The sequence below is a fragment of the Sphingomonas astragali genome, from assembly GCF_051400615.1.
Taxonomy (GTDB): Bacteria; Pseudomonadota; Alphaproteobacteria; order Sphingomonadales; family Sphingomonadaceae; genus Sphingomonas.
Window position 1 is genome coordinate 578,408 of sequence record NZ_JBLFFH010000003.1, and the last position, 22,454, is coordinate 600,861.

General features: G+C 62.1%; 16 protein-coding genes, 1 tRNA gene and 1 pseudogene. 14 read left to right on the top strand and 4 right to left on the bottom strand.

Going from position 1 to position 22,454, the window contains the following annotated elements; genetic code table 11:
- Positions 1 to 2: 2 nt before the first annotated feature.
- Positions 3 to 842 (bottom strand): hypothetical protein, encoded by an 840-nt coding sequence (locus ACMGER_RS17395; protein WP_436813421.1) that lies wholly within the window; start codon positions 840 to 842, stop codon positions 3 to 5.
- A 224-nt stretch (positions 843 to 1,066) separates the two neighbouring features.
- Between ACMGER_RS17395 and ACMGER_RS17400 the strand changes: the two genes are divergently transcribed.
- The 5 genes from ACMGER_RS17400 (at position 1,067) to ACMGER_RS17420 (ending at position 4,169) form a co-directional block, all read left to right on the top strand.
- Positions 1,067 to 1,741 (top strand): energy transducer TonB, encoded by a 675-nt coding sequence (locus ACMGER_RS17400; protein WP_436813422.1) that lies wholly within the window; start codon positions 1,067 to 1,069, stop codon positions 1,739 to 1,741.
- 78 nt (positions 1,742 to 1,819) lie between these two features.
- Positions 1,820 to 2,620 carry a MotA/TolQ/ExbB proton channel family protein gene (locus tag ACMGER_RS17405; protein ID WP_436813423.1) on the top strand — a complete coding sequence of 267 codons (801 nt, stop codon included), beginning with the start codon at positions 1,820 to 1,822 and terminating at the stop codon, positions 2,618 to 2,620.
- A gap of 93 nt (positions 2,621 to 2,713) precedes the next feature.
- Positions 2,714 to 3,193, top strand: coding sequence for an ExbD/TolR family protein (locus ACMGER_RS17410; RefSeq protein ID WP_436813424.1), 480 nt, complete (start codon positions 2,714 to 2,716; stop codon positions 3,191 to 3,193).
- Between the two features lie 27 nt (positions 3,194 to 3,220).
- On the top strand, positions 3,221 to 3,646 hold the full coding sequence (locus ACMGER_RS17415; RefSeq protein WP_436813425.1) for an ExbD/TolR family protein: 426 nt from the start codon (positions 3,221 to 3,223) through the stop codon (positions 3,644 to 3,646).
- 157 nt (positions 3,647 to 3,803) lie between these two features.
- Positions 3,804 to 4,169: a tetratricopeptide repeat protein gene (locus tag ACMGER_RS17420; protein WP_436813426.1), complete on the top strand. Its 366-nt coding sequence runs from the start codon at positions 3,804 to 3,806 to the stop codon at positions 4,167 to 4,169.
- Positions 4,170 to 4,716: 547 nt separating this feature from the next.
- Here ACMGER_RS17420 and dcd read toward each other — a convergent pair.
- The 3 genes from dcd to ACMGER_RS17435 form a co-directional block, all read right to left on the bottom strand.
- A complete protein-coding gene (dcd, locus tag ACMGER_RS17425) occupies positions 4,717 to 5,271 on the bottom strand; it encodes a dCTP deaminase (protein WP_436813427.1) in 555 nt (184 codons plus the stop codon).
- Positions 5,272 to 5,386: 115 nt separating this feature from the next.
- Positions 5,387 to 5,827 (bottom strand): cytidine deaminase, encoded by a 441-nt coding sequence (locus tag ACMGER_RS17430; RefSeq protein ID WP_436813428.1) that lies wholly within the window; start codon positions 5,825 to 5,827, stop codon positions 5,387 to 5,389.
- A complete protein-coding gene (locus tag ACMGER_RS17435) occupies positions 5,827 to 6,309 on the bottom strand; it encodes a UPF0262 family protein (RefSeq protein ID WP_436813429.1) in 483 nt (160 codons plus the stop codon). The genes ACMGER_RS17430 and ACMGER_RS17435 overlap by 1 nt, the downstream gene beginning before the upstream one ends.
- Before the next feature lie 200 nt (positions 6,310 to 6,509).
- On the opposite strand from ACMGER_RS17435, the gene ACMGER_RS17440 reads away from it, so the two are divergent.
- The 9 genes and pseudogenes from ACMGER_RS17440 (at position 6,510) to ACMGER_RS17480 (ending at position 22,436) form a co-directional block, all read left to right on the top strand.
- On the top strand, positions 6,510 to 9,020 hold the full coding sequence (locus ACMGER_RS17440) for a TonB-dependent receptor (RefSeq protein ID WP_436813430.1): 2,511 nt from the start codon (positions 6,510 to 6,512) through the stop codon (positions 9,018 to 9,020).
- The gene (locus tag ACMGER_RS17445) at positions 9,020 to 10,483 is read left to right on the top strand and encodes a CehA/McbA family metallohydrolase (RefSeq protein WP_436813431.1); all 1,464 of its coding nucleotides are present in this window, start codon (positions 9,020 to 9,022) and stop codon (positions 10,481 to 10,483) included. The genes ACMGER_RS17440 and ACMGER_RS17445 overlap by 1 nt, the downstream gene beginning before the upstream one ends.
- Before the next feature lie 45 nt (positions 10,484 to 10,528).
- Positions 10,529 to 10,604, top strand: a tRNA-Glu gene (locus ACMGER_RS17450).
- A 756-nt stretch (positions 10,605 to 11,360) separates the two neighbouring features.
- Positions 11,361 to 12,617 (top strand): annotated as a pseudogene (locus ACMGER_RS17455) (IS3 family transposase).
- 2,101 nt (positions 12,618 to 14,718) lie between these two features.
- A complete protein-coding gene (locus ACMGER_RS17460; RefSeq protein WP_436813432.1) occupies positions 14,719 to 17,175 on the top strand; it encodes an RHS repeat-associated core domain-containing protein in 2,457 nt (818 codons plus the stop codon).
- Positions 17,176 to 18,529: 1,354 nt separating this feature from the next.
- The gene (locus ACMGER_RS17465; RefSeq protein ID WP_436813433.1) at positions 18,530 to 18,859 is read left to right on the top strand and encodes a hypothetical protein; all 330 of its coding nucleotides are present in this window, start codon (positions 18,530 to 18,532) and stop codon (positions 18,857 to 18,859) included.
- 614 nt (positions 18,860 to 19,473) lie between these two features.
- Positions 19,474 to 19,797, top strand: coding sequence for a TrbC/VirB2 family protein (locus ACMGER_RS17470; protein ID WP_436813565.1), 324 nt, complete (start codon positions 19,474 to 19,476; stop codon positions 19,795 to 19,797).
- 3 nt (positions 19,798 to 19,800) lie between these two features.
- Positions 19,801 to 20,085, top strand: coding sequence for a VirB3 family type IV secretion system protein (locus ACMGER_RS17475; protein ID WP_436813434.1), 285 nt, complete (start codon positions 19,801 to 19,803; stop codon positions 20,083 to 20,085).
- A complete protein-coding gene (locus ACMGER_RS17480) occupies positions 20,064 to 22,436 on the top strand; it encodes a VirB4 family type IV secretion/conjugal transfer ATPase (protein ID WP_436813435.1) in 2,373 nt (790 codons plus the stop codon). The genes ACMGER_RS17475 and ACMGER_RS17480 overlap by 22 nt, the downstream gene beginning before the upstream one ends.
- Positions 22,437 to 22,454 lie beyond the last annotated feature (18 nt).

A 22,454-nucleotide genomic window follows, 5' to 3' on the forward strand; every position in this document is an offset into this window, starting at 1 on the left:
GGTCAGCGGCCGCACGGCCCGAGCGCCTTCAGCACGAAATCATAGTCCTCGCGTGCCGCCGCGGCATCGGCCGCCTCCATCGACGCTAGTGCGCTATCGGGCAGCGTCGGCGGCAGGCCGCAGGCGAGGCGGTACCACAACAGCGTATCCTTGGCGGGCGGCCCCGCCGCCTCGTCGACGATCTCCGACAGCGCCACCGCCCAGCGCGGCTGCTCGCCGGGCCGGCGCAGCACGTTGAGCGAGACCGGCCGGCCGTTGCCGGTAAGCAGGAATATCTGGGTCTCGCCCTCGCCGGGCAGCGTGCCGGGAACGTGGAAGGCATTGCCGATGCCGGTGATCGCAGGCGGGGCATCGGGTGCGACCAGTTCCTTCGCGATGCGGCGGACCAGGCCGTCGAGCGCCGGCGTCCAGGGCTGCTGGGCATCGGGAGCGACGAGCTGGATCTCGCCCGGGCGATTCGGAACCGGGCGGGCGAACAGCAGCACGCGCAGCTTCTTGAGCTTCGGCGGCCTGCCGCGCGAATCGGTCGCGACGTCGGCCAGATAGGAAATGCGGGTCGGCATGTCCGCCGGGGCGCGAATCAGGGCCTGGACATCGGCCTGTATATAATATCTGATCCGCCCCGCTTCGGTATTGGCCGCGGCGGCATCCTTCAGTCGGATCGCCTCGCGAATAACCGCATCGATCACGATCGGCGAGGCCGTCAGGCGGTCGGCGATGGTGGCATAGGACGGCGCAGCCTGCCCCGTTTCTGCCACGATTTGTGCGGTTTGCGCCGGATATGGGGCAAATGTGGCGAAGAGGACGAGGGCGGCGGGAATCGCGGAAGACGGGCACTTCATGGCATGACGGGTTACGCGATGGTGCAGCTTTGATACAGAAATAATTCTGTCTTGAGGCGTTGGTAAGTTTATTGCGCTCGACAAAGCGTTTGCGTCATCCCGAGGGCCACGATAGAGACTCGCGCGCTGCCGCAGGGATACAACAGTCAAGGCAGAAGGTGGGCAACGACAGAAGGACCATGTCGGGTTCACCATTGTCAGTCATGAGGGAGTTTCGTTGCTGAATGGCTTACGCTGACCGGAATATGAGCGGCAGCCGTGTGGTAGCGCTGATCATCGTCGCGCTGATCCACGTTGCGCTCGGATATGCCTTCGTGACGGGCCTCGCCTACCAATATATCAAGAAGGCTCAGGAGAATCTGAAGACCTTCGAGGTAGAGGAACCGCCACCCCCGCCCGAAGAGGTGCCGCCACCGCCGCCGCCGCCGGATCAGCCGATGCAGCCGCCGCCGGTCGTGACGCCGCCGCCGATCGTGCAGACCAACACGCCGCCGCCGGTGACGATCACCGCGGTGACGACACCGCCGCCGACCTATACGCCGGCGCCGATCGCCGCGCCGCCGGCTCCGCCCGCGCCGCCGCCGCCGCCGCCGCCGAAGCTCGCCGCCAAGGCGACGCCGAGGGGTAATCCCGGCTCATGGTTCTCGAACGACGACTATCCGGCCGGTGCGCGTCGTGCGGGTGCCGAGGGACGCGTTACCGTTTCGCTGACCATCGGCACCGATGGCCGCGTCAGCGACTGCCGCGTAACCTCATCGAGCGGCAACGCGGAACTCGACAGTACGACCTGCAGTCTCGCCAAGCGGCGCGGCCGCTACAAGCCGGCGCAGGACGATGCGGGCAACCCGATCGTTTCGACCGCCACCATCCCGGGCGTGCGCTGGCAGCTCGAGGAATAACTAACCCTCGGCGTCGCCAGGCCGGGCCTGGGACGCCGAACTTTCGTTGAAATCAAATCGTCAGAGGAAGACCGAGCAATGCTGACCACCATCCTTGCCGCAGGTGCGGCTCACGGCGGCGAAAACCCGTACGGCCTGATTCCAGCACTCCAGCAGGGCGGCATCATCGCCCAGACCGTCTTCGGCATTCTGGTGCTGATGTCGATCGTCAGCTTCTACATCATGTTCACCAAGCTGTTCGAGCAGCAGAAGATCATCAACCAGGCGAAGCGCGTCCGCCAGAGCTTCTGGAGCAACAACTCGTTGCGCGAAGGCGCGGCCAAGCTCGAGAAGAACTCCGCCTATCGTCAGATCGTCGACGACGGCCTAGCGGCGCAGGAGCAGCACGGCCGCCTGACCGATCCGGTCGAGGCGCACGACTGGCTTCATGGTTCGCTCGCCCGCTCGGAGGCGGCGATCAACTCGAAGCTGAACACCGGCCTCGCCTTCCTCGCTACCGTGGGCGCCACCGCGCCGTTCATCGGTCTGTTCGGTACCGTCATCGGCATCTACCGTGCGCTGATCAAGATCGGCGCGGCGGGCCAGGCGTCGATCGACGCGGTCGCCGGCCCGGTCGGTGAGGCGCTGATCATGACCGCGCTGGGCCTGGCGGTCGCCGTGCCGGCGGTGCTGGCCTACAACTGGCTGCAGCGCCGCAACAAGGGCATCGCGGAGGACCTGTCGGCCTTCTCGAACGACGTGCTCGGCTTCCTCGCCTCGAACGGTGCGGTGCGTCCGGCCGCGACGACGGCGAAGGCGGCTCCGGCCAAGGCTGCTCCGGCGAAGCCGGCGCCGACCGCGACCGCCGGCCAGACCGGCGGCGTGCAGACCCGCGCGTAAGTGACCTTTGGGGGCCGCAGGCTGCGGCCCCCAACCGATTGACCGGCGTGGCTGTCGCGTCGGATGTGAATTTGAGGATAGGATTAGCTCGCCATGGCGATGAGCGTAGGGGGTAGCAGCGAAGAAACCCCGATGTCGGACATCAATACCACGCCGCTCGTCGACGTGATGCTGGTGCTCCTGATCATCTTCCTGATCGCGGTTCCGGTCGTGATCCAGACCGTCGAAGTGCAGCTGCCCAAGGTACCGTTCGAACCCACCACTACCAAGCCCGAGAACGTATCGCTCTCGGTGAAGGGTAGCCCGGCCGGGTGCGAGGTTTATTGGAACATGACCAGGGTCAACCACGACGAGCTGCTCGAACGTGGCGTGGCCAAGCTCAAGGGCGTGGTCGACCGGCTCGGCGCGAACCTGACGGCGGATGACATCCCCGAGGTGCACATCCGCGGCGACGTCAACACGCCGTATCGCTGCATCGGCGGCACCGTCTACACGATGCAGATGGCGGGCTTCGCCAAGGTCGGCTTCATTTCCGAGCCGCCGCCGGGCTCGGTCCAGACGCTCGATCGCTGATCCGCGGAGCCCAAGGAGTAGTTTGAAATGGCAATGAGTGGTGGCCGCGACGACGGCGAGCCGATGATGGAGATGAACACGACGCCGTTGATCGACGTCATGCTCGTGCTCCTCATCATGTTCATCATCACCATCCCGGTGCAGACGCACGCGGTGAAGGTCGATCTGCCGCAGAACTCGAACGCGCCCAAGCCGCCGATCGAGCCGGATAAGAACAAGGTGTCGATCGACGCGACCGGCAACGTGTTCTGGAACGGCACGCCGATCGACGACGTGACGCTGGCACAGTATCTCGAGCGCACTACGGCGATGAGCCCGGAGCCAGAGCTGCACTTCCAGCCCGACGCCCAGGCGCGGTACGAGAAGGTCGATCAGGTGCTGGCGATCATCAAGCGCGCCAACGTCACCAAGCTCGGCTTCGTCGGCAACGAACAATATCGCGGCGACTTCTGACGATCGCGGCCCGTTTCGCGCGGGCGGCGTTGGATCGATAGGCTTTAAAGGGCGGCTTCGGCCGCCCTTTTCTTTTGACGTCACATCTCTTTCATCGTAATGAAATATGAGTGTCATAAAATTGACATCGAACCGTAACGATGAGAGGAGCCTCATGATGAACAAGGTAGCTGCTGCCATCCTTGTCGCGTCGCTGGCGGCCGCGGCTCAGGCGGCGCCGGCGCAGACCCGCACCGATCCCGTGGCCGCGCAGGCGATCGAGCGCGGCGACTATGCCAAGGCCGAGCGCCGGCTGATCGCCGAGCGCCGCATCTTCCCCGACCGACCCGAGATTCTGCTCAACCTCGCCGCCGTCTACGCGCAGACCGGCCGCGCGAGCGAGGCGCGCGCGCTGTATCAGCAGGTGCTTACCAATGAGGACGTGCTGATGGATCTTTCTGCCGACAGGACGGCCAGCGCTCATGTGATCGCCCAGGCGGGCTTGCGCCAGCTGGACCTGCGGAACCACGTCGCGAGGAATTGAAGCCGAGGCGAGCGGCGCGATCGAAGATCGCCCGCTCGCTTTATCGGCTGCTTGGCGCAAGATATTCCACTCTTACTGGAGCGGTCCGCAAGGATTGAATTGTCATGCCGGACTTGTTCCGGCATCCACTTTTTCCGTGAAAACCGGCCATGAGGTTCTTCTGGCCGGAACCTCGAACCGAGGCGTTGACCCCCGAAACTCCAGCCTATGCCCGGGGCAGGCGCGTCGGGGCGAGGAGCGGGTCGGGTTTGTGCAATCCAGCTCCCTTGCAATGTAGGATTTCGCGCTGCTTGGTTTGCGTGACCGATTGCTCACGCATCGGTCCGCTCTTTGATCCATCAATCTCGTCCGTGCCGCACCGGTGTCGCGTCTGCGGCGTTTCCCCGCCGCGTCCGCATCCCATCCTCGGCGCATTTCCTAGCGTATTGGCCCGTACAGGCGCGGTAGAGTCAATTTAGTCAACTTTTTGATCAACCTTGAGCCGACAAGCAGCCGCTGCACTTGTCGCCCCCTAGATGCGCCGGCCGGGAGCCGGTAGACGAACCACCTATAGCCGTGGCAGCGTCACCCCCCGCTGTCCCATATACTTGCCGGCACGGTCGGCATAGCTGGTCTCGCAGGGCTGGTCGCCCTTGAGGAACAGGAACTGGCAAGCACCCTCGTTGGCGTAGATCTTGGCCGGCAGCGGCGTCGTGTTCGAGAATTCGAGCGTGACATGGCCCTCCCATTCGGGCTCGAGCGGAGTCACGTTCACGATGATGCCGCAGCGCGCATAGGTCGACTTGCCGAGGCAGATCACCAGCACGTCGCGCGGCACGCGGAAATATTCGACGGTGCGGGCGAGCGCGAAGCTGTTGGGCGGGATGATGCACACGTCGGTCCGGCGGTCGACGAAGCTGTTGGCGGCGAAATCCTTGGGATCGACCGTCGCCGAATCGACGTTGGTGAAGATCTTGAACTCGTCCGCCACGCGCGCGTCGTAGCCGTAGGACGACAGGCCATAGCTGATGCAGCCTTCGCGCCGCTGCGCCTCGACGAACGGTTCGATCATGCCGTGGTTGAGGGCCTGCTCACGAATCCAGCGGTCGGAAAGAATGCTCATGGTTTCCCCTGCTCCTGGTCCCGCTTTTGCCGGAAGCGCGCGGCGGGGCAAGGTGGTTGTGGATCGGCGATCGCCGGCGAACGCGGAGCAGCCCTTCGGTCGTTTCGATCTCGATTCAGACGAATCCCAGGTCCTTGGGGCCGAAGGCAAGGGGCAACAGTTCCGAGAGCCTGTATGCGGTAATCTCGTCGCCTTCCGCGCCGGCGCAGAAGACGGGAATATCGCATCCGCTCAATTGCGCGGCTTCGTTGATGACCTGACGGCAGCGGCCGCAGGGGCTGACCGGCGAAGCGTCGGGGTGGCCGATGCGGCCCCCGATCACGCCGATCGCGGCCACGTCGCGCAGCCTGCCGAGACTGTTCACCGTCGCCAACGCCACCGTCTCGGCGCAAAGCGACAGGCCGTAGCTCGCATTCTCGAAATTGGCGCCCGTCACCACGCTGCCGTCGGTGAGCAGCACCGCCGCGCCTACGGCGAAGCGCGAATAGGGGGCATGGGCGTTGAGCGCGGCCGTGCGGGCGGCGGCGATCAGGGCAGGGGGATCGATCTTCGTCATCAACCGCGGATATGGAGCACGCAGATCAGTGTGAACAGCCGTCTCGCGGTGTCGAAATCGACCTCGATCTTGCCCTCCAGCCGCTCCATCAGCAGCTCGGCCGCCTGGTTGTGAATGGCGCGCCGAGCGATATCGATCGTCTCGATCTGAGCGGGGCCGGCGTTGCGGATCGCGTCGTAATAGCTGTCGCAGATCGCGAAATAGTCCTTGATCGGCCGACGGAAGCGTCCGAGCGCAAGCACCAGCGTCTCCAGATGGCTGCCGTCCTCGCGACGGATCGCGATTGCCAGCCGTCCCTCCTCGACGCTGAGCTTGATACGGTAGGGCCCGGCATAGCCGTCCGTATGCCTGTGCCGGGGCGCGAAATAATTCTCCTCGAGCAGGTCGAAGATCGCGATCCGCCGCTCCTGCTCGACATCGGCCGAGCGCCAGAGGATGGTGCGCTCGTCGAGCTCGACGTCGATGATGCGGGGGTCCGCCATGTTGGCGGATTAGGAGGGTTGGGACCCCGATAGCAATATTTCCGGCATGGGCCGCGGTTCGCCGCCGGATGGTGCCGACATGACGGCAAGGTGACGCTACGTAACCAAACCGTCGCCGCACTGCCGCAAACTCGTAACCTGCCGCGCCTAGCCGCCCAGCCATGCCGCATCCGACGGCGAGGGATTGGGGGTTCAGCACCATGGTTGATCGCATGTTCGTCAAATCATTGCTCGTCGCTCTTGCCGCGACGTGCAGCACCGCGGCCATGGCGCAGACCGCCCCTACCGACACCGAGTCGCAGGGCGAAGGCGGCGAGGACATCGTCGTCACCGGCCGTGCGGGTGCGGGCGAGCGGACCAAGCTCGAGACCAGCTACGCGATCACCACGCTCGACAATGACGCGCTGCGCTCGCGCGCGGCGTCGAGCGTGACCGAGACGCTGAAGTCCGTTCCCGGCTTCTGGGTGGAGGCGTCGGGCGGCGAGGGCAGCGGCAACGTCCGCGCGCGCGGTATTCCCGTCGACGGCTTCGGCTCGATCAACCTGCTCGAGGATGGGCTGCCGGTGCAGCATGATCCGGCGCTCGGCTATCTCAACGCCGACCAGGCCTTCCGTACGGACGAGTCGATCGACCGCATCGAGGTGGTGCGCGGCGGCCCGTCGTCCGTCTTCTACTCCAACGCGCCGGGCGGCGTCGTCAACTTCATCACCCGCCGGCCGGGCGACGAGCTGTCCGGTCATGCCCGCGTGCTCTATGGCCCGACCGCGGACCTCTACCGTTTCGACGGCTGGGTCGGCGCGCCGCTCGGCAACGGCTGGACCTTCGATGTCGGCGGCTTCTACCGCAACGAGCAGGGCGTGCGCGATCCCGGCTTCACCGGCAACAAGGGCGGCCAGATCCGCGCCGACCTCGCCAAGAATTTCGACGGGGGGCGGATCGCGGTCAGCTACAAGCACCTCTCCGACAACGCGATCTTCTACACCGGCATCCCGCTGACCAAGAATGCCGACGGCGACATCGTCGGCATCGCCGGCTTCGACCCGCGCTACGATACCACCGCCAGCCGCGCGACCGCGTTCATGACGCTGAGGAGCGCCGACGGTCCGGTGCAGTTCGACAACAGCGACGGCACCCGCATCCGGCTCGACCAGTTCTCCGCGCTGGGCGAATGGGAGGTCGCCGATGGCTGGAAGCTCACCAACAACATGCGCTACCGAGATTCGAACACGATCCGGAACGGCGTCTATCCGGCCTCGGTGAGCACCGCGACAGCGCTGCTCAACCAGTATCAGAGCCAGGTGCTTGCCGCCTTCCCGGGCGCGACCAGCGTCGAGCTCCGCTACGTCGACACCGGCCTGCCGTTCGACGTCGCCAACCAGAACGGCAACGGCGACGTGTTCATCAATGCCGCGCGGCCGGTGACCGTCGACGAGAGCGAGTTCCTCAACGATTTCCGCATCGCCCACCAGTTCCAGATGGGCAGCATGACGCACGACTTCGCCTTCGGCTTCTACTATGCGCACATCGACGAGACGTTCACGCGCTACTCAGCCTCGACGATCCAGGACGTGTCGGGCAATTCGCAGCTGCTCGATCTCGTCGCGCTGAACGCGGCGGGGCAGGTGGTCGGCGCGCTGACGCAGAACGGCGTCGCCCGCTACGGCTCCGAGTTCGCCAACGGTTCGGGCAAGCAGGATACCTTCGCGCTCTATGCTTCGGACGAGTGGCAGATCACGCCGCAGTTCCGCATCGACGGCGGCGTCCGCTGGGAGAAGGTGAACACCAAGGGGTCGCAGGAAGGGCAGATCAGCGTCAATCTCGGCGATCCGACCACGCTTGCCGACAATGACGTGCTGACTGGCAACGGCGTGTTCACGCCCTTCGACCGCAATTTCGACCGTGTCGGCTGGACGCTCGGCGCCGATTGGCAGTTCGCCCGTACGATGGGCGTCTTCGCGCGCTACACCTCGGCGTTCCGCCTGCCGAGCGTCGGCAGCTTCATCACCAGCGCCACCGCCCAGCCGGTCACGCAGGGCATCGACATGTGGGAAGCCGGTTTCAAGCTGGCGACACCGCTGGTGAGCGTCTATGCGACCGCCTTCCTCACCGATTTCGACTCCTACGGGATCGGCAACACCCGCTTCGACCCTGAAACCCAGGGCTACGTCTCGCAGACGGTCTATACCGACACGCGGTCCTATGGCGTCGAGTTCGAGGGCACGGTGCGACCGACCCGCTGGTTCGACTTCACGCTGAATGCCACCTGGCAGGACCCGACCTTCCGCAATCTGCGCTACGGCGAGCTGGGGAGGGACGAGGATGGGAATCAGATCATCATCGACCGCGACTATTCGGGCAACCAGCTGTTGCGCGTGCCGCGGCTCGCGCTGAGGGCGACGCCGGCGGTGACGCTGTGGGGCGACCGCATCCGCGCGCAGCTCGACGTCGAGCATTACACCAAGCGCTATGCCGACGCCGCCAACACCTCGGAGCTGCCGGCCTACACGGTGCTCAACGCCAGCGTCCGCTTCAACGTGACGCCGCAGATCTCGCTGTGGGCCTATGGCGACAACCTGACCAACGAGATCGGTCTCACCGAGGGCAATCCGCGCGCGGGCGAGCTGACCAGCGGCCAGGCCAACGACCTGTTGTTCATCGGCCGGCCGATCCTGGGGCGCAACTTCCGCTTCGCCGTGGATTTCGCCTTCTGATGCGGACGATGCTCGCGCTGCTCCTTGCGCTCGCCGCGCCACTGCCTGCGGCGGCCGAGGAGGCGCCCAAGCCCGACGTTCACGTCACCGGCGCGGTCACCGGCGAGGACGCGCAGCATTACAAGGAAGTGCCGTTCGACGTTCCCCGGGGCGTCGAACGGATCACCGTCACGCTCAGCTACGACAAGTCGAACCGGACGGTGATCGACCTCGGCGTGCTCGGTCCCGAAGGCTTCCGCGGCTGGAGCGGCGGCACCCGCGACCGCTTCACGATCAGCGCGAGCGACGCCACGCCCGGGTACCTGCCCGGGCCGGTGACGCCGGGCCGTTGGCGCGTGCTGATGGGCATCCCCAATGCCCGGCCAGGAAGCAACAGCGCCTATACCGTCGACGTCTTCTTCGACCGCAAGGACGTCGCCAACGCCAGCGCGGCGATCGCCGACCCGCCGATCCGGACCGGGGAGGGCTGGTACCGCGGCGACCTCCACATGCATGACGCCAACAGCGACGGGAGCTGCACCAGCCAGGCCGGCAGGCGCGTGCCGTGCCCGCTCTACCGCACCGTCGAGGCGGCCGCGAGGGCCGGGCTCGACTTCATCGCGGTCACCGACCACAACACCGTCTCGCATTTCGATGGCCTCCGCGAGCTGCAGCCCTGGTTCGACAAGCTGCTGCTGATTCCCGGCGTCGAGATCACCACCTTCCGCGGCCATGCCAATATCTTCGGACCATCACGCTTCGTCGATTTCCGCGTCGGCACGCCGGCGGTGCCGGACGCCCGCGCACTCGAGCGTGCGGCGGCGGCGGCGGGCGCGATCATGTCGATCAACCATCCCGCGCTCCCTACCGGCGAGGCGTGCATGGGCTGCGGCTGGACCTGGGATACCGACTGGTCGGGCATCGCCGCGATCGAGGCGATCAACGCCAATACGGTGACCGGACCGCTCGCCGGAACGGGTTTCTGGTACGCACGGCTCAACGAGGGCCATCGCCTGACGGGCATCGGCGGCAGCGACAACCACGACGCCGACGCGCCGCCGGAGAAGTCGCGCGTCGGTCGGCCGACCACGGTGGTCCACGCCCGCGAACTGTCGCTCAGCGGCATCCAGGATGGCATCCGCGCCGGCAACGTCTTCATCGACGTCGAGGGCACGCGGGACCGGCTGCTCGAAGTCGAGGGACGCGCGGGCGATCAGCGGGTAGTGATGGGCGGCGAGCTCAAGCCGGCGGGACCGGTGAACCTCGCGGTACACGTCGTCGGCCTCCAGGGGGGAACCATCGAGCTGATCGCCAACGGCACCCCGGTCGCGGGCGCGCGTACGCCGGTGACCAGCGCCGACCAGCGCAGCACGCTGACGCTGGGCCCAGCCAGGCCGTGCGGCTGGGCGAGCGTCAACGTGATGCTGCCCTCGGGCAAGCCGGCGCTGATCGGCAATCCGATCTACCTGCGCTGCCCGGCTTGACCAAGGGGAGCGCTTTCCCTAGTGCCCGCGCCACCACGGCAACGTGGCCCCTTCGTCTAGCGGTCTAGGACGCGGCCCTTTCACGGCTGAAACACGGGTTCGATTCCCGTAGGGGTCACCAATAATTTCAAGTACTTAGCTGTTAGCCGATCGGTACAAACCGGGAACTTGGGTAATGCTTGGGTAATAGACGTCACCGAAAATCGATGGACGTGTGTGGACGATTTTATCGATCAGTGGCTTTCTGCGGGACACCTACGGGTGGGCGGATCGCGGGGAGTCCCGAAGATCGTAACCGTGGGTGCCAATTGTACTACCTAACGGGATAGGCGCTTAGGTCATAACCTCAATTGCCCCAAGGAAGTGCGGGCGCGAGATGACGCGATCGCAGCTTTTTGGCCTTGCCGGGGGTAGGCACGCCGGCTTCTAACGATAGCAGCAGTTCCGAACTATTCGGTCATACTCGCATCGCTGGATCGCAAGCGGCTAGGAAGGATGTGGTAGAAAGCATGTAGGGAGACTAGGCGCCGAGCGCGCCTTTCTCCCGCGCCTGTGACCGCTGCCGATGGGAAGGACCAGCGGCGCGTGCACTACACGCCAGAGAGCAGCACCCAAAAGATGCCGTTTATCATCCAACTGTCATCGACGCGACGCACACCTTACGGCTCGTCGGACTCCTATCGCGGCAGCTAACGCCCAGTTGCGGTCATTCGCCCCGAGGATGCTTCGCGCCCTATAACCGGCCACCCATGCCGGTTCGGGCAGTTCCTGAAAGCGGACGTGGTCAGTTCTCGGCATTTCAATGTGAAACGGTTGACGTGCTCCCCTGAAATGTGACCGACCTTGAGTAGAGTCCGACGCGAAGGGGTCGGACGGAATGAAGCGCAGCAGGTTCAGCGAAGAGCAGATCATTGCGATCTTGAAGGAGCAGGAAGCGGGCATGGCGACGGCGGATGTCTGCCGCCGCCACGGGATCAGCTCGGCGACGTTTTACAAGTGGAAGGCCAAGTATGGCGGGCTTGAGGTATCCGATGCTCGGCGTCTGCGGACGTTGGAGGAGGAGAACGCCCGTCTGAAGAAGCTGCTGGCCGAGGCGATGCTCGACAACGTGGTGCTGAAGGATCTGGCATCAAAAAATGGTGACGCCCGGCGCTAAGCGGGATGCCGTCGCCCATGCCCGTGAGCATCACGGCTTGAGCGAGCGTCGGGCGTGCACCCTGGTCGGCGTGAGCCGGCGGGTGATCCGGTATCGGTCGTCGCGGCCGGACGATGGTCCGTTGCGACAACGGCTGCGCGAACTGGCGGCAGAGCGCCGCCGGTTCGGCTATCGCCGTCTGGGTTATCTGCTGGCTCGGGAGGGCATGACGCCCAACCACAAGAAGCTGCTGCGGATATATCGGGAGGAGAACCTGCGGGTCCGCCGCCGCGGTGGTCGCAAGCGCGCCCTCGGCACGCGGGCGCCGATGGTGCTGCCCGATGGACCGAACCAGCGCTGGTCGCTGGACTTCGTCTCCGACACCCTGATCTGCAGCCGGCGGTTCCGTATCCTGTGCGTGGTCGATGACTACACGCGGGAATGCCTGGCGCTAGTGGCGGACACGTCGTGTCAGGCATGCGCGTCGCCCGGGAGCTGACACGGTTGATCGGGATGCGAGGCAAGCCGCATACGGTGGTCAGCGACAACGGCACTGAGCTGACCTCGTCGGCCATCCTGCGCTGGTCGCAGGAGCGGCGGATCGAGTGGCATTACATCGCGCCCGGCAAGCCGATGCAGAACGGCTTCGTCGAAAGCTTCAACGGGCGCCTGCGGGACGAGTGCCTCAATGAGACGCTGTTCACGTCGCTGGCCCACGCCCGCTTCGTGCTCGACGCCTGGCGGCACGACTATAATCACGTCAGGCCACACTCGAAACTGGGCGGGCGCACCCCTGCCGAGATCGCCGGCCAACGTGTCTGGGAGCATGCCCCCAGACACGTTGCCATCACCTCAACCAACCATCATGAAGGAGCGAGACTCTACCCCCTGACTGGTAACAATCAGGGGAGCACGTCACCGCCAATCGGAGCTTATTCGGCACTGCCGGTCTCGCACACTCAGCGGACAATGCTCTCCGCTTCCACCGGCCTCACGTGAAAACGTGCCGCCGCCAAGCGTGCGGAACTGCTATTCGCCTCTGCTACGATAAGCCGCTTATGCAAATCCGGGATAAAGGCGTCACTATCTCAGTCTCCGCTGATTAACCGACATGCTCAAATCAGACGCAGTGCAACCCAAAAAATGCTTTTAGAATAACCTATTATGCCACCTCTTGTCAGGCTAAAGGAATACTCTATTATTTAAAAGAACCTGGGGGGAACCAATGAAACCGTACCGTGCGCGGAAATGCCTACTACACTATGCGCTGCTCGCTACCACAGCCGCTGTTGAGCCCGCATCAGCCCAATTGCTAGATCAAGCGCCCGAACCAAGAATCGCTGCGACTGATGATGCTGGAGTAGATCTCCGTAGCGGGAAAGTAATCGCCGACATGGGAAGTATCTCTATCGGCAGCGTGGAAGCCCCCGCGCTTTCATACAACGTTCTCGCAACCTCCGGATATGCTGACGGAACAATCACTGACGGGATCATGTATCGAAACTGCGCTACCTATAGCGGTGGTTCTGTTCCGGGTTGCGTCTATCAGGGATACTCATTCAGTCTCAATGGCGCATCCGATGTATACATGATGAGCCCTCCTTCGCAGACGACGCCAACCGGTGTTACTGAACAAGGAGGTCTGTTTCTTGGCGCAGGATCAGGTACCGTAAAAGGTTCTATAATCCAAAAGGATGGATCGCTATGGGAATTCGGAGATGGCGGCCTCACTATTGACCCGGGAAATCAGTATGGGATACAGGGTCTCCTCTCAAAGATAACTAAACCGGATGGCGAAACACTTACGTATAATTATGTTCTGGGTGAACTTCGGTCAATTGTAAGCTCAACAGGATATATGCTTCATCTGGAAGGTAATAAGAGCCCGTATTATAAGAATGGTCTTTACACAATCATGCAGCCTGGCCGGCCGGACAAGGTGGTGCTAATTAATCTCGCCGTGGATTATTGCAATCCTATTGCGACAAGTTGCACCGGCCTCACCGTTAATTGGCCCTCCATGACTTACTCTGGATGGGGTACAACAACTGTCACGGCTACGGACAATATTCAGAGGACCCGACAACGATCGCAAACGGGGGCCGCCCAATTTAAAATGACGCAACCGAGCGGAAGGTGGATCGAATACGCCCTCGAAACGTGGCAATCTTATGTACCGGGTACCACTCCGACAATACTTTGTGATCCGCGCAGCTACACTAAGTGGCTAAAAAACGCGGATGGGCAATGGACCTATAATTTCGTCAAGACCTCGACATGCAAGGGTGGCCGGTCCGTCGTTTCCGGCACATCAACCGCGCCCGACAGTGTCACGCAAGCTTGGAATGATGGTTTCATCGACGGCCTCGGCCGGAAAACGATCTACGCCATGGGGGGATACAGCAACTTTTTCGGATATGGTGACAAAGAAATTCTGGCAATCACTAGGCCAGAAAATAACAGGTTTGACTTCGTGAGAGATACGAGGGGGAATGTCCAATCTACAATAATGACAGAAAAGGGTGGCTCTGCACAGATCAGTGCAACAGGGGACTATCCATCCTCGTGCTCTGTCTCGATATCTAAGTATTGCAACAAGCCGGCGTTCACCATAGACGCGAATGGAAATAGAACAGACTACACATACAGCGCAGATCACGGTGGAATTTTAGTAAAGACGTTGCCAGCAAATGTTAACGGCATACGTCCGCAGGTTCGCTACACATACCAACAGCTTTCAGCAAAATTCAAAAACGCATCCGGTCAGATCGTTAATGGCACACCAATTTGGAAATTGGTTTCTGAGAGTACATGCACGTCGCTGGACAATTGTACTGGAACATCTGATGAAATAATAACCTCATACTTCTATAATGATAATTTACTGCCGACGACAATCTCGCTTAGAGATGGCTCCGGCAACGCTCTCTCGTCCACATCAAAAAGCTATGATGCCGTCGGAAATGTAGTTTCAATTGACGGACCGGCTGCGGGAGATGTTGATACCACATATTATTATTATGACGCGTCGAGGCAATTGATAGGCCAGATTAGGCCTGACCCTGATGGCGCTGGCCCGCTACCACGCCTTGCGAAACGGATGACGTACAATATCGATGGGCAGTTATCGAAGGAGGAAAGCGGCAGTGCGACAGCTCCAACGCTCGCCGCTCTTAATGCGATGATCGTTTCGCAGTCGGTAGAATATGTGTTCGACACTCGCGGTCGAAAATCAGCTCAGCACGTATCTGGGGCGGGTATGACTGAGCAGCTCACGAACTACTCCTATGATATTCACGGCCGCCTGCAATGCACGGCGGTGCGAATGGATCCGACGACGTTCGGCAGCGCGCCGGCGTCTGCTTGCGACGTGACGATCGGAGGAGCGGCGCCCGATCGGATCACGAAGAACGTGTACGATGCCGCCGGCCAGTTGGTGCAGGTGCGCAAGGCAGTGGGAACAAGCCTCGAGCAAGCCCATGCAACCTACGACTATACGTTGAACGGCAAGCGGAAGACGGTGATCGACGCCAACGGCAACCGGGCGACGATGACCTATGACGGATATGATCGCCAGATTGGCTGGTATTTTCCGTTGCCGGCGCTGCCGAGCGCGTTCAACCCGGCGACCCAAGCAACGGCATTGGCGACGGCAGGGCAGTCTAGCGAAGGAACTGCCAGCCCGGACTATGAGGCCTATACCTACGACGACAACGGCAACCGGCTGACGCTCAGGAAGCGCGACGGTCGCACGATCTCCTACACCTATGACGCGCTGAACCGGATGACGTCGAAGATCGTGCCGGATTGCGCGCCTACCGGTGCGTGTTGCGCTACGCCGTACGTCTGCACGACCTTGCCTCCCTCTCAGACGCGCGACGTCTACTACAGCTATGATCTGCGCGGGCTACAGACCGCGGCGCGGTTCGACAGCACGACCGGTGCGGATGCGGTTCTCACGGCCTGGGACGGGTTCGGCCGACAGATCTCCAGCACCACGTCGATGGGTGGGATCAGCCGTCAGCTTACCTATGCCTACGACGCCGACGGCAATCGCACGAAGATGCGCTACCCCGACGAGGTCAACTATGTGAGCTATGCCTATGACGGCCTCAACCGGCTGACGCGGATCTGCGCGCCGGTTGAGACTTGCACCGGCGATGGTCCAGCCTCGATCGCACACTATGTCTATAAGCCCGCCGGCAGTCTCGATACGTTCGGTCAGGGCCAGGTTGGGGCGATCTCGGCCAACACCACGATCACCTATGACGGCATCCAGCGGCCCTGGAAGGTACAGCGCGACCTGATGGGAACGATCGCCGACGGCGAGACGAAACTCGAGTACAATCCCGCCAGCCAAATCGTCGAACGCACCCAGCCCGCAGTCTATGCCTACAATGCCTATTACAATGTCAGCCGCAGCTATACGAAGAATGGCCTCAATCAGTACACCGCGGTGGGATCGGTACCGTTCGGCTACGACACCAACGGCAACCTGACGACGACACCGTCGCCGGATGGCCCGATCACCTATGGCTATGACGTCGAGAACCGGCTGATCTCATCGTCGACCGGCGTCACCCTGACCTATGATCCGCTGGGACGGCTCTATGAGGTGGCGACCAACACCGGCAGGACGACGCGGTTCACCTATGACGGCGATGCGCTGATCGCCGAATATGATGGCACCGGCGCCCTGCTCAGGCGCTACGTCCACGGCAACAGCGACGATGATCCGCTCGCCTGGTTCGAGGGCAGCGACTTTAGCGACCGTCGCCTGCTCACCGCCAACCAGCAGGGCTCGATCACCGCGGTGACCCAGGCCGACGGAACGGTCGACGTCTACCGCTACGATGAATACGGCATCCCCGGCACCGGCCAGAGCGGGCGGTTCCAGTACACCGGCCAGGCGTGGCTGCGCGAGCTCGGCATGGCTTACTACAAGGCGCGGTTCTACTCGCCCAGCCTCGGCCGGTTCCTTCAGACCGACCCCATCGGCTACGACGACCAGATCAACCTCTATGCCTACGTCGCAAACGATCCGGTGAATGGCAGAGACCCTACGGGAACAGAAACGTGTGGCGGAACGGCAGCTCAATGTTCTGCATACCGGGCTTCGGTAGAACTCGCGAGGAGGTCGGCCGATGCGCCTTCTCTAACCGCCAGTCAGCGTAACGAATTGCGAAGTTCTGCTGACAGCATAACCAGAGATAAACATTACATAGTCCTCTTTGATTCCAAAGAGAACATTGACAAGTCGACAGACTTTAAGGGGTTTTCGTATACCAACATAACCGAGAAAGGCACTGTGTTCACGGTCTTTCCCAATGATTTCGGCGAGCTTTACGAAAAATACCCGGACAGCGTTCCGGCAGCGGAGCGGGCGGGTGTGGTAATGCATGAAGGATCACACAGAGACGACTTCAAAAGTGGCGATCTGAAAAGGGGCGATTCATTCACGAGAAGTTCGCCGACTGAGGTCAAGGCCGACGCACGTCAAGACCTGACGGTCAGAGCAGCCGAGCGCATCTGTAATGGAGACCGCGAATGCAAGTAGGCTTGGTCTGCACCCTGACGGGCCTATCCCTTTTGCTGTGTTCTTGCGATAGGACCAATGAGTCTAGAGAAAAAAGCCTAGGGTCTTGTCTTATAGAAGATAAGGCGTGGCGCTTGGGGATAGCGTCTCCTCCTAATCGTGTCCTAACATGGAATATTATGGTTAAGGATGGCAAGATTATTGCGAATGGGAGTACAATGTCTCTCAATACGGCCAAATATGAGCTGTCCAAAACAAGTGATTACAGACCTTCTCCGTACTTGATGTTGAGTAGAGATGTAAAAACGAGTTGCGACGAACTACGAAGTGTGGCTAAGTCTCTTGGAGACGCCATGGGTTGTCAGAAAAACTACTGTTTCTACTCTGGATGATGAAAGGCTTAGATATAAGCCATGCCGCCATCAGAATGCTCTGACTTATAGGCTAGCGCATTTCTCGCAATAGTTGGTCTGTTAGGTAATTTAAGATTGCACTTGTATTGTGTGGACTTCTTCGAATGGCATGACCTTAATGTTGAAAGGTTATATGAGCGATATGCTTATGATATTTTTGTCCGCGCAAGCTTCCTCCCCGTCAATGCCACCCGCTCCTCTTCCGAGGCAGGGCAGCTCGACTGTTGAAGTGGAAAACTCTCCGTGCGCACCAGCTCCACAGGGCGGTTCGATCGAGGACACGAAAAAGGTACCGGTAGAAGGAGGCAACGCTAATGCTGCAGCCTACGCTGCTCGTAGCGCGAGAGCTTACTTGATCTGCAATGGAGACAGATAGATGAGAGGTATTCTACTTTCGACTTTGACAGTCACTGCGCTGGTATTCCTACCTTCTCCTGCGCTAGCGAACTTCTCGTGCAAGGCAACGCCGGCGACCTACCTAGCCGTGAATTCGGATGGCGTCGTTTACACTGCCGTTGAGGGCGTTGGGATATTAGGAGTATGTAGTGTCGGTAATCAGTTGGCGTCGGTCCATCCCGATGCTTGTCGCGGTTGGTATAGCGCACTTCTGACGGCGCGTGTCAGCGAGAAAACGGCTTGGCTGTACTTCAATCCCGGTGAGCCGTCCAACCAGGGGGCGACTTCCTGCTCCGCCTTTACCAACTGGAACATACGCGTGCCCTATCATTTTGAAATGCAATCATCAGGTTAAATATTGATCGCAATAGGTCTGTATTTGGACGAGCAGTCCGCAGGAGCATTAGTCGGAAGTGTGGGCGCGCTTGCCGGCGCGCCTACTATCTTTGAGCTGTAGCGCTGCGATTGTGAGGATGCCGGCTTCGAAAGCGCTGCACGCTCGAGAGGGCAATGATTGGCAGGCATATCGATCTTTCGGCGAGAAGCGCCACGATAGGGGAAGATGAATGCGGCGAACATTGATCACGATCATAAGTCTGGCGGCGGCGAGCTCCGCTGCTCACGCGTCGGGTACGGCGGGCGATCTCGTCATGCAGGGCGTCACCGTCGAGGGCGGCACCGCATATCTCAACGTCTCGGGCCATGCCAATCCGGATGGCTGCTCCAACCCATCTGTTATCGCACTGCCTACCGAGCCAGGCTCACGCGAAATGGCCTTCAGCGCCGTTTCCACGGCGCTTGCGGCCAAGCTCAGAGTAACGGTGTACGTCAGTCGCTGTATCGGTAGCTCATGGGGAACCATCGCGCAGGCGACGAGCCTTTACTTGCACACTTAGTGGACCAAGCCCGGTTCAAGAATTCCGCGGGCGAGGGCCGGCGTGTCGATGTCGAGATGGGGTATGGTCGTGCCCAAATATATTGCGAAAATTGCCGTAATTCTGGCCTTGGTAGTATTCTCGTCTGTTCCGGTCCTGGCTGGAGAAGTGACGGGAAAGGTGGCATCTCTGATCGCGAGATCATCTGACGGACTTCATTATGTCATCCTTGATGGTGTGATTGCGAACCGGCCATCCTGTGCGACCCAAAACTATTTTATGGTGAAGGACGAGACCAGTGACACGGGAAAGAGTCAGTTCGCCATGCTCCTTTCAGCATATATGGCGAACCGAACTGTTACCATCTTCGGTACCGGTGGATGTTCGCGTTGGTCCGACGGTGAGGACATCGACGGCATCATTCTACGACCATAGGCTCTGCAATGGCCAGGCGGTTTCGATCAGGACGAGTCAGTGGGTCGGCAGGGTACTCTACATGACGATGGGTACGAGCCGTAAGTTCCTTAATTAAGCTGCTTATCGTGTTTCGAGGGCCGACTCTGTTATCAATTTGCCGCTTGGCAAGTTCACCCCGCCGAGCGTAGCGTCGTCTCATAGTGCAGGGGAAATTCGTGATTCGGTCATTTCGTCGGCTAGGCGCGTCGTCAGCAGCGTTCCTTGCCTCGCTCCTTTCCGGTCCGGCCTTCGCGCAGGACGGGATCTCCGACCCTGCCGGATCCGGCGTGCTGGTGTCTGCCGTTCGATGGCTCGAGGGTACGCTGCTCGGCACGGTCGCGACGGTCGTCGCGGTGATCGCGGTCGCCTCGGTCGGCTTCCTGATGCTGACCGGCCGGATCAACTGGCGTTATGGCGCGACGGTGATCCTCGGCTGCTTCATCCTGTTCGGTGCCGCGAGCATCGTGGCCGGCATCCAGTCGACCGCCAGCCTCGGCAACTAGGCGATGAGCAGCCTGGAGCGCGACCCGTTGTTCGTTGCGCTGACGCGTCCCCAGATGTTCGCCGGCGTCACCTACAGCTATTTCGTCGCCAACGCCGTGCTTGCGACCGAGCTGTTCCTGGTGTTGCGCACGATCTGGGCGGTGGTCGCGGCGGTCGTCATCCATGTCGTCGGCGTGCTGGCCTGCCTGCGCGAGCCGCGCTTCTTCGACCTCTGGCTGGTCAAGGTCGGCCGCTGCCCGCGGGTGAAGAACTACGCGATCTGGCAATGCAACTCCTACCGGCCCTGACCCGCGATCCCAAGGTCGTCGCCAAAGAAGCGCCGGCCGGCCGGCATCTCCCCTACGCCCGCCATGTGGACGCGCATACCATCGAGACGCGCGACGGCCTGCTCCTGCAGGTGATTCACCTGCGCGGCCTCCTGTTCGAGACTGCCGACACCGACGAGCTCAATTATCGCAAGCGGCTGCGCGATGCGATGCTGCAGGCGATCGGCACCTCGCGCTTCGCCCTCTACCATCATATCGTGCGGCGTCGCATCGACGCCGCGATGGATGGCGAGTTTCCGGACAGCTTCTCGCAACAGCTCGACGCCGCCTGGAGCGCTCGGCTGAGCACGCGTCAGCTCTACGTCAACGACCTTTTCCTGACGCTGGTCCGGCGTCCTCTGCAGGGCAAGGTCGGGATCCTCGACAGCCTGCGCGGGATGTTCAGCACAGACCGCGCCGATTCCGCCGCCGCGGTGATCCATGAGCTGCGTCAGCTCGACACCGCGCGTGATGCGCTGCTGGCCGCGCTTGGCCAATATGAGCCGCGCCTGCTCTCGGTCTACGACACGCCGCACGGGCCATGTTCCGAGCCTCTCGAATTTCTCTCGGACCTGTTCAACGGGGAGCGGCGGCCGGTGCTGCTGCCGACGCAGGATCTCGGCGCCTATCTCCCTTACCGCCGCGTCAGCTTCGGGCGCGAAACCATCGAACTCGGCTCGGCCGGCGCGGCGCCACGCGCGTTCCTCGGCCTGCTGTCGATCAAGGATTATCCGGGGCAGACCAGCGCCGGCACCTTCGATGAGCTGCTGCGGCTGCCTTTCGAACTGGTGATGACGCAGTCGTTCGGCTTCGTTGAGCGCCAGGCCGCGCTCGGGCGGATGAACCTCGCGCTCAGGCGCATGCGCTCGGCCGAGGACGAGGCGATCAGCCTTCGCAACGACCTCTCGCTCGCCAAGGATGAGGTCGCCGCCGGCCGTGCCGGATTCGGCGAACATCACATGACGATCGGCGTGCGCGGCGACAGTCCCGAAGCGGTCGACGCCGGTATAGCGGAAGTCCAGGCGACGCTCGCCGATCTCGGCGTCATCGCCGTGCGCGAGGAGATCGCGCTCGAGCCTGCCTTTTGGGCACAGTTCCCCGGCAACTTCAGATATATCGCGCGGCGCGGGCTGGTCTCGACGGCCAATTTCGCGGGCCTCGCGAGCGGCCACAATTTTCCGCAAGGGCGGGCGACCGGCAATCACTGGGGACCGGCGATCACCCTGCTCGAGACGACAGCCGCCGGGCCCTATTATTTCAATTTCCACCAGCGCGATCTCGGCAATTTCACTATCATAGGGCCAACAGGATCGGGTAAGACTGTCGTCCTCAACTTTCTGCTCGCACAGGCGCGGCGGGTCGATCCCCGCATCGTTTTCTTCGACAAGGACCGCGGCGCCGAGCTGTTCATCCGCGCGATCGGTGGGCGCTACGACGTGCTGCGACCGGGCATGCCGTCCGGTCTTAATCCGCTGCAACTTCCCGACGATCCTGCGAACCGGCAGTTCCTCGTCGATTGGCTGGCACTGCTCGCCGGCGGCGCCGATATTGAAGAGACCGCGCGGATCAAGGACGCGGTCGACGCAAGCTTCACCCAGCCGGTGGAGCATCGCCGCCTCCGGCACATCGTCGAATTGTTTCGCGGCGGACATCGGCCGCATGCCGGCGACCTCTGGTCTCGCTTGCGGCCATGGTGGGGCGACGGCGAGCGCGCCTGGCTGTTCGATAACCCGCTCGACCGCACCGATCTCGCGATCCGCGCGGTTGGTTTCGACATGACCCAGACCCTCGACGATCCGGTCGCGCGCACGCCGGCGATGATGTACCTGTTCCACCGCGTCGAAGAGCGACTGGACGGAACTCCGGCGATCATCGTCGTCGATGAAGGATGGAAGGCGCTCGACGACGAGGTTTTCGTTCGACGCATCAAGGACTGGGAAAAGACCATCCGCAAGCGCAACGGGGTTGTTGGGTTCGCAACTCAGAGTGCGCAGGATGCGCTCGAGAGCAGGATTGCCAGCGCGATCATCGAGCAGGCCGCCACCCAGATCTTCATGGCCAATCCGAGGGCGCGGGCCGAAGATTATATCGACGGCTTCGGCCTCACCGCGCACGAGTTCGAGCTGGTGCGCTCGCTGCCGGACGGCGCGCACTGCTTCCTCGTCAAACATGGTGTCGAAAGCGTCGTCGCGCGACTCAACCTCACCGGCGAAAAGGACCTCCTCACCATCCTGTCCGGCCGCGAGCGGACCGTCCGCCTTCTCGACGAGCTCCGCGCCGAACGCGGCGATGCGCTCGAAGACTGGCTGGCGCCGCTGCTGGAGCGCGCGTGATGGCGTCTGCGTGCCAGA

Excerpts from the sequence above, each read along its gene's own strand:
- ACMGER_RS17435 (WP_436813429.1), bottom strand. The coding sequence starts at position 6,309 with ATGGCGGACCCCCGCATCATCGACGTCGAGCTCGACGAGCGCACCATC.
- dcd (WP_436813427.1), bottom strand. The coding sequence starts at position 5,271 with ATGAGCATTCTTTCCGACCGCTGGATTCGTGAGCAGGCCCTCAACCAC.
- ACMGER_RS17395 (WP_436813421.1), bottom strand. The coding sequence starts at position 842 with ATGAAGTGCCCGTCTTCCGCGATTCCCGCCGCCCTCGTCCTCTTCGCC.
- ACMGER_RS17420 (WP_436813426.1), top strand. The coding sequence starts at position 3,804 with ATGAACAAGGTAGCTGCTGCCATCCTTGTCGCGTCGCTGGCGGCCGCG.
- ACMGER_RS17415 (WP_436813425.1), top strand. The coding sequence starts at position 3,221 with ATGGCAATGAGTGGTGGCCGCGACGACGGCGAGCCGATGATGGAGATG.
- ACMGER_RS17430 (WP_436813428.1), bottom strand. The coding sequence starts at position 5,827 with ATGACGAAGATCGATCCCCCTGCCCTGATCGCCGCCGCCCGCACGGCC.
- ACMGER_RS17445 (WP_436813431.1), top strand. The coding sequence starts at position 9,020 with ATGCGGACGATGCTCGCGCTGCTCCTTGCGCTCGCCGCGCCACTGCCT.
- ACMGER_RS17440 (WP_436813430.1), top strand. The coding sequence starts at position 6,510 with ATGGTTGATCGCATGTTCGTCAAATCATTGCTCGTCGCTCTTGCCGCG.
- ACMGER_RS17475 (WP_436813434.1), top strand. The coding sequence starts at position 19,801 with ATGAGCAGCCTGGAGCGCGACCCGTTGTTCGTTGCGCTGACGCGTCCC.
- ACMGER_RS17410 (WP_436813424.1), top strand. The coding sequence starts at position 2,714 with ATGGCGATGAGCGTAGGGGGTAGCAGCGAAGAAACCCCGATGTCGGAC.
- ACMGER_RS17405 (WP_436813423.1), top strand. The coding sequence starts at position 1,820 with ATGCTGACCACCATCCTTGCCGCAGGTGCGGCTCACGGCGGCGAAAAC.
- ACMGER_RS17460 (WP_436813432.1), top strand. The coding sequence starts at position 14,719 with ATGACGTACAATATCGATGGGCAGTTATCGAAGGAGGAAAGCGGCAGT.
- ACMGER_RS17400 (WP_436813422.1), top strand. The coding sequence starts at position 1,067 with ATGGCTTACGCTGACCGGAATATGAGCGGCAGCCGTGTGGTAGCGCTG.
- ACMGER_RS17465 (WP_436813433.1), top strand. The coding sequence starts at position 18,530 with ATGCGGCGAACATTGATCACGATCATAAGTCTGGCGGCGGCGAGCTCC.
- ACMGER_RS17480 (WP_436813435.1), top strand. The coding sequence starts at position 20,064 with ATGCAACTCCTACCGGCCCTGACCCGCGATCCCAAGGTCGTCGCCAAA.